7 protein-coding genes and 1 riboswitch are annotated in these 12,434 nt (G+C 64.6%); of the genes, 4 read left to right on the top strand and 3 right to left on the bottom strand.

Annotated features, from left to right (window positions below):
* The first annotated feature begins 241 nt into the window (after nt 1-241).
* The 3 genes from WG899_RS16085 to WG899_RS16075 all read left to right on the top strand — a co-directional run bounded on the left by WG899_RS16085 (nt 242) and on the right by WG899_RS16075 (nt 3,655).
* Entirely contained in the window at nt 242-1,804 is a 1,563-nt protein-coding gene (locus tag WG899_RS16085) for a wax ester/triacylglycerol synthase family O-acyltransferase (protein WP_339596671.1), read from the top strand.
* Nucleotides 1,805-1,902: 98 nt separating this feature from the next.
* Nucleotides 1,903-2,748 (top strand): esterase/lipase family protein, encoded by an 846-nt coding sequence (locus WG899_RS16080; protein WP_339596670.1) that lies wholly within the window; start codon nt 1,903-1,905, stop codon nt 2,746-2,748.
* A 19-nt stretch (nt 2,749-2,767) separates the two neighbouring features.
* Nucleotides 2,768-3,655, top strand: a complete 888-nt coding sequence (locus WG899_RS16075) for an alpha/beta fold hydrolase (RefSeq protein ID WP_339596669.1) — start codon at nt 2,768-2,770, stop codon at nt 3,653-3,655.
* Nucleotides 3,656-3,837: 182 nt separating this feature from the next.
* On the opposite strand, the gene WG899_RS16070 is transcribed toward WG899_RS16075, so the two are convergent.
* Nucleotides 3,838-4,263, bottom strand: coding sequence for a pilin (locus WG899_RS16070; RefSeq protein ID WP_339596668.1), 426 nt, complete (start codon nt 4,261-4,263; stop codon nt 3,838-3,840).
* Nucleotides 4,264-4,578: 315 nt separating this feature from the next.
* Complete coding sequence (locus tag WG899_RS16065; protein WP_339596667.1) at nt 4,579-5,352, bottom strand: MBL fold metallo-hydrolase; 774 nt, start codon at nt 5,350-5,352, stop codon at nt 4,579-4,581.
* A 219-nt stretch (nt 5,353-5,571) separates the two neighbouring features.
* On the opposite strand from WG899_RS16065, the gene WG899_RS16060 reads away from it, so the two are divergent.
* Nucleotides 5,572-9,903 (top strand): DEAD/DEAH box helicase, encoded by a 4,332-nt coding sequence (locus WG899_RS16060; RefSeq protein WP_339596666.1) that lies wholly within the window; start codon nt 5,572-5,574, stop codon nt 9,901-9,903.
* On the opposite strand, the gene WG899_RS16055 is transcribed toward WG899_RS16060, so the two are convergent.
* A complete protein-coding gene (locus WG899_RS16055; RefSeq protein WP_339596665.1) occupies nt 9,900-11,954 on the bottom strand; it encodes a putative bifunctional diguanylate cyclase/phosphodiesterase in 2,055 nt (684 codons plus the stop codon). The genes WG899_RS16060 and WG899_RS16055 overlap by 4 nt on opposite strands.
* 296 nt (nt 11,955-12,250) lie before the next feature.
* Nucleotides 12,251-12,410: riboswitch (FMN riboswitch) on the top strand.
* Nucleotides 12,411-12,434 lie beyond the last annotated feature (24 nt).

The raw sequence follows: 12,434 nt of genomic DNA, 5'->3' as shown, positions 1-12,434 counted from the left end.
CTTTACCTGCGCAAAACGCGCCGCCGGACCGCTCCTTCGCGGCCTTGCGCGTGTGCCACGACGCGGGCGCCAACTGTGTGCAGGCTGCGCGCCCGATACCCGCCGCCCTCCAGCATCACCTCATGCAGTGAGCTTTTCTTGTCATGAGACTTAGAGGCGGCTCTCGGTGCATGCCTCTCAAGGGCTGCATGAGGCCAAGAGGCGGGTATGCTCATCGGATCTGCTCGCAGGGCCTGAATCGATGAATCCACTCGCTGGCATTGACGCCGCTTTTTTGCATCTGGAAACGGCCCAGATGCCCATGCATGTGGGCGCGCTACATCTGCTGGAGTTGCCGGCCGACTATGCGGGCGACTTTCTGGAACACCTGCGAGCCCACATAGCGGCACGTTTGCCGCTGGCGCCGGTCTTGCGCCGCAAGCTGGCCACCATGCCCTTGAACCTGGCCAACCCTAGCTGGGTGGATGCCGCGCCCGATCTGGAGGAGCACATCGTCGGCTACGACCTGCCCGCGGGCAGCGATATGGCCGCGTTGGAAGCGCAGATCAGCCTGCTGCACACCGAACTGCTGGACCGTGACCGGCCGCTGTGGAAGTTCCATGTCTTCTACGGCCTGGAGCCCGGCCCCGAGGGCGAACAGCGTTATGGCCTGTACACCCAACTGCACCACGCGGCCGTGGATGGGCAAGCCGCGGTGGCCCTGGCCGGGGTGATTCTGGACACCACGGCCAAGCCGCGAAAAACTGCAGCCAGCGCGGCCACCAGCAACGCCGCCGACAGCACGCAAGCGCAGGTCGGTACCGTCGGTATGTTGCGTTCGGCGCTAGCGCAGCAGCTGGGTCAAACCTGGCAACTGGCGCGCGCCTTGCCCGGCGCGGCCGGCACGCTGAGCGGCATGGCGGCCCAAACGGCTGCCGATGTGGCCGGCGCCAAGCTGAAGGGCTGGCTGGGCGGAGACAGCGCCGAGCAAAGTCAAGAAAGCAAGATCAGCAATCTGAGCCTGGCGCCGCGCACCCGGCTGAACAACAGCGTCACGGCCGAGCGCAGCTTCTCCACCGTCAGCCTGCCGCTGCCGGTCTTGCACGATGTACGGCGCAAGCATGGCGCCAGCCTGAATGACGCGCTGCTCTTCATCTGTGCCGGTGCGCTGCGACGTTACTTCAGCAAGCATGGGCCGTTGCCACGCAAGTCGCTGGTGGCGGCCGTTCCGGTGTCGATGCGCAGCAGCGGTCGCATGAGCAAGGCCAATACCCAGGCCACGATGAGCTTGGTCAGCCTGGGCACGCATCTGGCGGACCCAAGCAAGCGCCTGGCCTATCTGCTGGCAGCGTCACAGTCGATGAAGAGCGAGTTGGAACGCGTCAAATCGCTGATGCCCAGCGACTACCCCTCGATGGGCGTGCCTTGGTTGATGCAGGCTGGCGCGCAGCTCTATGGCCGCGCCCATGTGGCCGAGCGACTGCCGACGGTGGCGAATCTGGTGATCTCGAATGTGCCGGGGCCGACACAGCCGCTCTACCTGGCCGGCGCACGGGTGCTGAGCATGTATCCGGCCTCCATCGTCGTGCATGGCTTGGGCCTGAATATCACCGTGCAAAGCTACGCCGACTCGCTCGACATCGGCCTGATGGCCTGTGCCCACGCGCTGCCGGAAACGAACGAACTGGCGGCGCATCTGGAGGCGGCCTTTCTGGAATTTTTGGCACTGCCGGTGGCCAAAGCACCGCGAGCGAGCGCCAAGAGAACCGGCACCTCGGCGAAGAAAGCGCGCGTTTCCGCCCCTAAAGCTGGCCGCAAGGCTTGATCGGGCTTCGCTACCATCAAGGCTGCACCCGTATCTCTCACGACTCCGCCTGTTGACGCATGCCAGCCTCGCCCGCTTCCCCCCGCAAACCCAAGGCCGTGCGCACGCGCAGCAAAACGCCGAGCGCGCCAGCTGAGCCCCCAGCGCAAGAAGTAGAACAGCCGACGCCCTCACACAGCGACTGGCCGCATCTGGACCTGCGCCCACCGAACGCCTTGTTGATGATGTTGGAGGGCCGCGCGCCCTGGGAGTTTGCGGCCTTGCTCGCGGCCACACCCTGGCTGCGCAAGCTGCCGCGCGGCGATGGTCACCCGGTGGTGGTCTTTCCCGGCTTGGGCGCCAATGATGTGACGACACAGCCGCTGCGGCGCTTGCTCGACACGCTCGGCTACGACACCCATCCCTGGCACCAGGGCTTCAACTTCGGGCCGCGCCAGGGCGTGCTGGAGCAGTGCAACCGCGATGTGCAGGCCTTGTTCAAGCGGCATGCGCGGCCGGTCAGCCTGGTGGGGTGGAGCCTGGGCGGCATCTATGCGCGCGAGTTGGCCAAGGAGTTGCCCGAGCATGTGCGCTGCGTCATCACTCTGGGCACGCCCTTCACCGGCCACCCGCGTGCGACCAATGCCTGGAAGTTCTTTGAGCTGATGAATGGCCGCCATGTGGGCGACCCGGCCATGCTGGCGCAGATCCGCCAAGCGCCACCGGTGCCCACCACGTCCATCTATTCGCGCAGCGACGGCATCGTGGCCTGGCGCTGCAGCGTGATGGAGCCGGCCCCCCGGCACGAAAACATCGAGGTGCACGCCAGCCATCTGGGGTTGGGCATGAATCCGCTGGCGCTTTACGCCATCGCCGACCGCTTGGCCCAAGACCCACAGGACTGGCGCGCCTTTGAGGCGCAGGGCGCGCGGCGCTGGTTCTACCGCACCGGCCAGCCCGAATGAGAAGAATGAGTCCGCGCTGATGCAAATCTCCGCCAATGGCATTGCCATCGAGGTCGACGACCAGGGACCACCCACGGCCGAGCCGCTGCTGATGATCATGGGCCTGGGCATGCAGCTGACCGCCTGGCCCGAGGGGCTGGTGCAGCAGTTGCTAGCGCAAGGCTTTCGCGTCATCCGCTTTGACAACCGCGATGCCGGCCTGAGCCAGGCCTTCGATCAGCTGGGCGTGCCCAATATCGGCCTGGCCTCGATGCAGCATCTCTTGCACCTGCCGGTACGCAGCCCCTACAGCTTGGCCGATATGGCGCGCGATGCGATCGGCGTGCTGGACGCCTTGGGCCTAAAACAAGCCCATGTCTGTGGCGCCTCCATGGGCGGCATGATCGCCCAACAGGTGGCCCTGCTGGCGCCGGAGCGGGTCAAGAGCCTGACCTTGATGATGACCAATAGCGGCTCCCGCTCGGTGCCAGGGCCGTCGATGCGGGTACGCAGCGCCTTGCTGAGCCGGCCGCCGAATCCGCATGATTTCGCGGCCGTCGTAGAGCGCACCTACCAGTTGTTCCGCCTGATCGGAAGCCCCGCCTATCCGGCACCTGAGGCCGAGCTTCGCGAGCGAATCAGGAACTCTTTGCGGCGCAGCAACCGGCCACGCGGCGTGCTGCGCCAGCTGGCCGCCATCGCTGCCGATACCCACCGCGCCGGCCAACTCGGCCGCATCAAGGCGCCCACGCTGATCATCCACGGCGAAGCCGACCCGCTGGTGCCCGTGCCCGCCGCGCAGGATCTGGCGCGGCGCATTGCAGGGGCGCAGTTGGACATCATCCCCGGCATGGGGCATGACTTGCCGGAAGCGCTGTGGGGACGCTACGTCCAAGGCATTGTTGAATCTTCAAAGTCCAGTGCCTGAATCTGAATCAACTCAGATGGGGTCTGTTCTTTTGCCCTGAAGCCGGCTCAGCAAGGTCCTGTTTTCATGGGCGCCTGGATAAATGCTTTGCCGCCCAGGAGTTCCTCATATTCCATGACGCATGAAAAAAGCGCCCTTGCGGGCGCCTTTTTTCTTCGTCAATCAGACGAAGGATTCAATTTTTATTGCTTAGGCAAGAACTTGGTATCAACGTCGCCGCCAACTGCCCAAGTCACGCCTTTATCGTTGCAAGTACCGGTCCAAATGATTTTCTTGCCGGAAGTGATATCGCCAACTGCTTTCAGAACAGCGGTCACGGTGCCGGTCGCACCATCAGCGGTCACCGAAGTCACATAGTCGCTGCTGATCGAGGTTGCGGTAGGCAGACCCAGTGTGGCGTTAGTTGCCGACGAGAATGTGCCTTCGCTGCAAGCGATGCCCATACCGGTCAAAGCAGGGCCTGCAATGCTGGTGACGCCGGCCAGCTTTGCCTTGGTTGTGTAGTCTTTGTAAGCCGGCAGAGCCACGGCAGCCAGAATACCGATGATGGCCACGACGATCATCAGTTCGATCAGGGTGAAACCTTGTTGGACGCGCTTCATGTTCATGACGAGTACTCCTGGAGAGGGGTGTTGAGGGGTAGAGACACCCCCCCTGAATGCAGGGGTCGTGCCAGCCTCGCCGAGGCTTCAGCTTGTGATCAAAGTCACATCCCAAGCGCTCCTCGCCACCTTCGACTGACATTTTTTGTCAGCTGCAGGTGCACAAAGCGGTCGACAGCTCGGCAATGTGACGTTTTTTGGCGCCATTTGGAACGTCAGGGCCCGTACCAACGCGATCCCAAGCGGGCCGTTTTTTCGAGCGGGCAAAAAGAAAGCGCCGCAAAAGCGGCGCTTGGGGCTCAAAACCAGAGCAAGCTTGGCTCAAAACTCCATCAGGTCGCCGGCCTGCAAGGCTCGGATGCGGTGCTGCGTTTCCAGCGCCGCCACTGCGCTCATCACCGCCTGGCCCTCGCCCGGCTTGATATGGGTGATGTGCACCGCCACGCTGCCCGACAGCTGAGCCAACTCGGGGCCGAGGCTGGCCGGGCAATGGTGGCGGCTGACACGGGCCAACTGGGCCTCATCGTCGCCAAATGCGGTTTCAATCACCAGATGCGCCACCTGGAGCTGCGCCAGCCGCTGCCACAGCGCCGGGTTTGGCCCGGTGTCGCCGGTGAAGACCCAGCTGCCCTGCGCGCCGCGCACGGCAAAACCGACCGCCGGCACCGTATGAGCGGCGCTCAGCACCTCGACCTCGCGCGTACCCAGCATCAAGGTTTGGCCCAATTCGAACGGGTGCAAGCTGAGCACCGGATGCTCGGCGCTGGGCAATCGGGTGAAGTCGGGCCAGATCACGCCGTTGAAGATGTGCTTGCGCAAGGCCTCCAAGGTCTCCGGCAGGGCGTGCACCTGAACCGGAGGCCGGCCCGCGAGTTCACGCTCGCGCAACACCGTGTCGGCCAGCAGCGGAATCGACAAGATATGGTCCAAATGCGAATGACTGACCAGAATATGGTCGATACGCACCAAGGCCTCCAGCGGCAAGTCACCCACGCCGGTACCGGCGTCGATCAAGACATCGTCATCGAGCAAGAAGGCGGTCGTCTTGTAACCGGCCGCGATGGCGCCGGAACAACCAAGAACGCGTATTTTCATGAATCAAGACTTTGCTGCGGTGGGGCATGCCGTGGCACGGGGCCGCAGCGGAAGCCTCCACTGTAATTGCAGCGGGCCGCCGCGCAAGGGAGCATTACCGCCTTTGGGCGCCAGCCGCCAACTGTGCTTGCAAGACAGCCCGAAGGCGTGACTTGCTGCACAAGCGCCGAGCCGGCGCGCCGTGCTTGGCATACTGACGCCTTCCAGCAAAAAGACACGATGGCCACGAAACCTATTCCGCCCAGCAACAATGCCATGCCTTTCGGAGCGCCCGACGGGATGCGCAGCTTGAGCAAAGAGGAGCTGGTCGAGCGGGCACGCGAAGTCAAATCAGGCCTGAAGCAGCGCGCGGCCGGGGGCCGCGCCGAGGAGGCACCGCCCGATCCCGCCGATGTGCAGGCGGTATTCGACGCCTTGCTCTTGACCGATGGCGCCCGTGGCGCTGCAGGCCTGTGCCAATGGCTGCAAGCCATGGGCGTGAAGCACCAGGGCAGCGGCGGTGATCGACCGTTCCAATTGCCGCAGGTGAGTCATTGCCTGCAAACCTTGCAGGCGCAAGGCCTGGCCGAGATCGTCTCCGGCCGCGGCTATGTGGCCGATTTGCAGGCCAACGCCGAGCGGCTGCAGTCCTTGCTGCTGCGCCCCGAGGCGCCGCAGTATTGGCGCTGCCTGGCCTGGGTTTACGGTGGCGGCTACGGCGATGTGCGACGCGAGCTGGCCTGGATCAGCTACCGCAGCGAGCAAGAAAAAGTCAGCCTGCTGCGTCTGTACATCCACTCAGGCGTCAAGCGGGCCGAGTTCGATCGCCAGGTCTCGGCGCAGTTGCACGATTTGCTGTCGCCGCTGATCCTGCTGCAGGCGGTGACCCAACCCTGGCTGCCGCAGGCCATCGCCCGGATCGATGCCGAACTGCGCGGCAAGCTGCTGGCTCACACCATGGCCCTGCTGCCACCCAGCGACCCGCGTGCGCAAGCCCTGTCGCAATGGCTGGAGTCCAGTTTCAAGACCGCACCGATGTCGGTGGCGCCCGAGCTGCGGGGCCGCTTGGCCGAGGCCAGGGTGCACGCGCTGGACTTCACAGGCATGCACGCCCTGCTCGAGGGCCTGAGTGGGCCCAGCCTGCCGATGTATGCCGCTTGCGAACAAGCCGCGAGCGGCGAATGGGCCGAAGCCGCAGCCACCTTCGAAGCGGTGATGAAAGAACTGCGCAAGCTCAGCGGCGCCCGCCGCGGCGCCCTCGATGACGGCCTTGCACGCATCTATGTGCTGTGCCTGCTGGCCCAGGCCGAACCCAAGGCCTGGACCACGGCACGCAAGTTCTGCATCGCCGAGTCGGGCTCGCGCAGCCCCTCGCCGCATGAGCAATGGGGCCGCTGGGCCCATGTGATCGGCACCCGGCTGGGCGAAGACAGCCTGGACCCCGACTGCCTGGCCTATCAGCCGGCGCTGGAGTTGCGCGAGCACAGCCTGGGCGCCGCCGCCGATCGCCTGCTGCTGGCCGCCTGGGCCGGCAAAGCGGCCGCGGGCTGGAGCGCCGCGACTGTTCAAACCGTGGTGCAGCGCCTGCACAGCAGCGGTCAGCTGTGGCTGGCCATTTGGGTGGCCGCCGCAGCGGCGCGGCTGGAGATCGAGCTGCCGCCGCTTGCGCTGAACGGCGTCCAGCCTCCCGCAAACTTCCTCGGTGCACCGCGCGAACCCTGGCGCGACGCGCTGGCCGCCATCGCCTCGCTAGGCGAAGAAAAGGCCGCCAAGCCGGCCACCAGCAGCGCGGAGCTGGCCTGGCAAATCACGCTGGACCCGCAAGGCCGCATGCAAGACCTGGAGCCGCTGGAGCGCAGCATGAGCGCCCGCGGCGTGGCCAAGTTCAAGCCGGTGCCCTTGAGCCGGCTGAAGAAAAACGGCGCCGCCAGCGCGCGCGACAACGCGGTGCTGCGCCATATCGAACGCAGCCCTTATGGCGGCGTCAACAGCTTTCAGATTGACGCCTCGCAGGCGGTGGTCGCCCTGATCGGCCATCCGGCGGTGATGTTTGCCGATGCGCCCGGCCAATGGGTGGAGTTAGTGGAAGCCCAGCCCGAGCTGGAAGTGCTGCGCCGCCCGAGCAAAACAGGCGCGGCCGGCGAAGAGCAGTTTGAGTTCTCCATCCACCCGCAGTTGGTGGGCGTGGAGCCGCCGCGGCTGTTCGGCTTCTTCGGCGCCAGCCACGAAGTCGAGAGCGCCAAGCGCGACGCCTTGCGCATCGTGCGCGATGGGCCGCAGCGCGCCCGACTGATCCGCATCAGCAGCGCCCAGCGTCGGGTGGCGGAACTGGTGGCGCAGGGCTGGTCGGTGCCGACCAGCGCCAGCGCGGAATTGGGCGCGGCCTTGCAGGTTTTGAGCGGCCTATTCCAGCTGCACAGCGACGCCGAAGCCGGCCAGCAAGTGCCGGGCGACAGCCGCTTGCGCGCGCGCCTGCTGCCGCTGGGCGAGGGCTTGCAGCTGCAGCTGGTGGCCCAGCCTTTCGGCAGCTTTGGCCCGGCCGTCACGCCGGGGCGGGGGCGCGAGCGCCTGATGTGCATGCATGAAGGCCTGAGCCTGGCCACCGAGCGCGACCTGGCCGCCGAGGCCGCCACACGCAGCGCGGTACTGGAGGCCTTGCCCTTTTTGGACCCCGAGCTGGGGCCCGAATCGCCCTGGCAATTGGCCGATGCCGAAGAGGCGCTGCGCGTGGTCGAGGTGCTGCCCAGCCTGCCCGGCATTGCCGCGCTCGACTGGCCCAAGGGCAAGCCGCTGCGCGTCAAGCCGCTGGACAGCACGCAGATGCGCGTGCAGGTCAGCAGCGGCCGCGACTGGTTGGCGCTGAATGGCGAGGCGCAGATGGACGAGGGCCGCGTCATCGGCTTGCAAGAGCTGCTGAACCTGGCGCGCGCCTCGCGCAGCCGCTTTGTGCGCCTGGGCGAGGGCGAATACCTGGCCCTGAGTGAACAGCTGCGCCAACAACTGCGCGACTTGGACGCGCTGGGCCAGGCCAAGAAAGACCAGCTGCAACTGCCCCACGCGGTGGCCTCCTGGCTGGATGAAACGCTGATCGATATGGCGGTGGAAGGCGACTCGCCCTGGCAGGCCCGCATGGATGCCCTGGCCAGCGCCAGCGCGCTGCAGCCCACACTGCCGGCCGGCCTGCGCGCTGAGTTACGCAGTTATCAACTGGAGGGCTTTGTCTGGATGAGCCGCCTAGCCCAAGCCGGCCTGGGTGCTTGCCTGGCCGACGATATGGGCCTGGGCAAGACGGTGCAGACCTTGGCACTGCTGGTCGCCCGAGCCGAAATCGGCCCGGCCCTGGTGCTGGCGCCGACTTCGGTGTGCGGCAATTGGCTGGCCGAGACACAGCAGTTCGCACCCGGTCTTCGCTGCAACATTTATGGCGAAGCCATCGACGCCGAGGCCCGCGCCGCCCTGGTCAAAGAGGCCGGGCCGGGTGACGTGCTGGTTGTCAGTTATGCCTTGGCGCAGATCGATGCCGAAGTCTTCGCCGGCAAGGACTGGGCGACTCTGGTGATGGACGAGGCTCAGGCCTTGAAGAACGCTGCCACCAAGCGCGCCAAGTCGGTGGCCGAGTTCAAGGCCGGTTTCCGCCTGGCCCTGTCGGGCACACCGGTGGAAAACCGCCTGGCCGATCTCTGGTCCATCATGACCCTGATCAACCCCGGCCTCTTGGGCAGCGCGCCTCAGTTCGGCGAACGCTTTGCAACGCCGATCGAGAAGCACCAAGATGCGGTGGTGCGGCAGCGCCTGCGCCGCCTGGTCTCGCCCTTCCTGCTGCGCCGCACCAAGACGCAGGTGCTGCAAGACCTGCCGCCGCGTACCGAGATCATCCATCTGGTGCAGCCCAGCACCGAGGAGCGCAACTTTTTGGAGGCGCTGCGACGCTCGGCGCAAGAGGCCGTCAGCGCCGCCGCCAGCAGCGGCCAGCCGGCACCGATGCAGGTGCTGGCCGAGCTGATGCGGCTGCGCCGTGCCGCCTGCGACCCACGCTTGGTGGCGCCGGAGCTGGGCCTGGTCGGCTCCAAGCTGGCCGAGTTTGAAAGCATCGTGCGCGAGCTGGTCGATGGCTCGCACAAGGCCCTGGTCTTCAGCCAGTTCACCGACTATTTGAAGCTCTTGGCCGAGCGCCTGGACAGCATGGGCGTCAAGTACCAGTACCTTGACGGCAGCACCCCGGCGGCCGAACGCAGCAAGCGCGTCGCTGCCTTCCAGCGCGGCGAGGGCGAGGTCTTCTTGATCAGCCTGAAGGCCGGCGGTTTTGGCTTGAACCTGACCATGGCCGACTATGTTTTGATCGTCGACCCCTGGTGGAACCCGGCCGCCGAAGACCAGGCCACTGGCCGCGCCCACCGCATGGGCCAAAAGCGCCCGGTCACCGTCTACCGCCTGGTGACGGCCGGCTCGGTGGAAGAGCGCATCATCGACCTGCACCGCGAAAAGCGCGGCCTGGCCGATGGCATTCTGGAAGGCCAGGAAGAGGCCACCGTGCTGGATGCGCAGGCGCTGGCCGCCCTGCTGCGCGGCTAAGTCGGGACAGACCGAGGGGCCAATGCCATCAGGGCCCGCAGTTCAGTCGCCGGCATCGGGCGCGCAAAGTAATAACCCTGCGCCTGCTGGCAACCGAGTCCGCACAGTTCAGCGGCCATCTCAGCGCTCTCCACGCCCTCGGCCACCGACTGCAAGCCCAGGCTGCGGGCAAGACTCAAGATGCTTTCGATGATGATCAAGGAGTTGGCTGATGCGCCGCGTTGTGAGAGAAAGCTGCGGTCAATCTTCAGCTTGTCGACCGGAAAGCGGCTCAGATAGCTGAGGCTGGAGTAGCCGGTGCCGAAGTCATCAATAGACAGGCGAACCCCGATCGCCTTCAGCTGAGTCACCGTGGCCAACACGGCCTCGGGCTTGCTGAGCAAAATTGACTCGGTCAGTTCCAAATCCAGCTTCTGCGGCGGCAGGCCACTGTCGGCCAAAGCCGCACGGACGTCCGCCCCGACATCCCCTTGGCGAAACTGCAAGGCCGACAGATTGACTGCTACGCTGGGGCTGCCCGCATCGGCCTCATGCCAGCACGCGGCCTCGCGGCAGGCTTGGCTCAAGACCCAGGCGCTGATCGGCACAATCAGCCCGCTCTGTTCGGCCACAGGGATGAATTCCGCCGGCGGCACAAATTGCCCATCGCTGCGCTGCCAACGCAACAGAGCTTCGACCCCCACGATGCGGCCATCCCCCAAATCAAATTGCGGCTGGTAGTGCAAACTCAATTCGCCGCGTTCAAGCGCCCGCGCCAGACCATGCTGCATCTGCATGCGTGCCGCACCCAAGACATGCATCTCGGGGTCGAAGAAGCGAATCGTGTTGCGGCCACTTTCCTTGGCCCGGTACATGGCTGCATCGGCCTCACGCTGCAGGGACTCCATATCACTGCCGTCATCGGGATAGAAGGCCACACCGAACGAGGCGGTCACGCAGATATCGGTTTCTCCAGCCGGTATGGGTGTACTCAAACGAGCCTGCACTGCCGTCAATATCGGCATCAAGCTTGCCTTGTTCTGCAGTCCTTGAAAAAGCACGAGAAATTCGTCGCCACCTATTCGGCACACCGAATCAGTCTCGCGCAGATCGGCGAGCAATCGCTGCGCCACACCTTGTAGCAAGGCATCGCCGCATCGATGCCCAAGTGAGTCGTTGATACTCTTGAACTGATCAAGATCCATCAAAACCAGGGCGAGCTTGCTGCCATCTCGGCGCGCCTGGGCCAAGGCTTGTGTCATGCGATCTTGCAACAAGATGCGGTTGGGCAGACCGGTCAAGGGGTCGTGATGGGCCAGGTATTCAAGCCGCTCACCGGTACGACGATGCTCAGCGATCTCTTCGCTCAAACGGGCGTAGGGGCGCTGCACCGACACGACATAGACCGCCCGGTAGATGAAGTAATAGGCGATGACCTTGTAAACATGGCCGATCAAGATGTAGCCATCACTGACCTCAGCGTACAGGGTGAAACACAGCTCACTAAGGACCGTAATGAGAGCGGCAGAGGCCAATTCACCACTGTTGAAGCGTTGCCGATGCCCCGGATTCAACAACAGCCATGTCGCGGGCAGCAGCAACAGCACCAAACCATATTCGGCCAAAATCTTGACGGGGGTCAGGCCTTGCCCCGGCACAAAAAACACCGGCCAATGCTGCGGCCATACCAACACCAGCACATAGCAAAGTACCGTGTACCCCATCACCAATGCCAGCGCAGCCCGATCACGAGTTTGGCTACGCCCCAGCTGGCGTGGCCACAGGGCGATCATCAGCAGGACAAACGCCGCCAAGTAGCGGGCGCAGAGCCAAAAAAGAATTGCTTTTTGCGGGCTGGCCGGCGTAATGAAATCTGGCATACCCCGGTAAGACAGCAGATGGCCCAGATCGAGCAGACCCACGCCTAGAAAGCCAAGCCCCAACAGCACCGAGTGCGGTGCGCGATCACGAGGCGCCGCATTCCAGACCGCCGCAAAGACCAAAAAACTGACCAAGGCCGATGCGATCTCGAGCAATGTGTGCAACCAGACCGGAAACAACTGGGCGCTCAAAAAAGCCAGTGTGGAACTGGGTAACAAACTGAGCAGCAATAACAAAACCGCCAGCCCCAAGAGCAGAGGTTGCGCGATGAGCCGTGACCCAAGAGCCGGGTCTGATCGGCCGAGAACACCAAGATCCCGAGACTCGAATGCCAAAGCGACCTCCCTTGTCCCCGCGCCCAAGCGTGTTGGGGCGAAACGTTTGAGGGTCAGCATAGCGCAGCCAAGCAATCGCGGCCCAAGAAAAGAGGCCCAATGCCTTGCTCGTCTGCATCGATAGAATCCACCCGCCCAGGCTCAAGCTTGGGCAGCGTTCTCAGGGCGGGGTGAAATTCCCCACCGGCGGTATTCATGTCTAGGCATGAGAGCCCGCGAGCGCCCTGGCCGGGTTCCGATCCGGCCAGGGGTCAGCAGATCTGGTGCGATGCCAGAGCCGACGGTCACAGTCCGGATGAAAGAGAAACGCGATGTTCTCGGCAGCGCCACGCCGGC

It is taken from the genome of Paucibacter hankyongi (genome assembly GCF_037482915.1).
Taxonomy (GTDB): domain Bacteria; phylum Pseudomonadota; class Gammaproteobacteria; order Burkholderiales; family Burkholderiaceae_C; genus Paucibacter_A; species Paucibacter_A hankyongi.
The sequence above is the reverse complement of the archived record's forward strand: the minus strand, read 5'-3'. Positions and strand labels throughout refer to the sequence as shown.

Bases quoted from the DNA above. Each gene is read 5' to 3' on its own strand.
- WG899_RS16070 (WP_339596668.1), bottom strand. From the start codon at position 4,263: ATGAACATGAAGCGCGTCCAACAAGGTTTCACCCTGATCGAACTGATG.
- WG899_RS16085 (WP_339596671.1), top strand. From the start codon at position 242: ATGAATCCACTCGCTGGCATTGACGCCGCTTTTTTGCATCTGGAAACG.
- WG899_RS16060 (WP_339596666.1), top strand. From the start codon at position 5,572: ATGGCCACGAAACCTATTCCGCCCAGCAACAATGCCATGCCTTTCGGA.
- WG899_RS16065 (WP_339596667.1), bottom strand. From the start codon at position 5,352: ATGAAAATACGCGTTCTTGGTTGTTCCGGCGCCATCGCGGCCGGTTAC.
- WG899_RS16075 (WP_339596669.1), top strand. From the start codon at position 2,768: ATGCAAATCTCCGCCAATGGCATTGCCATCGAGGTCGACGACCAGGGA.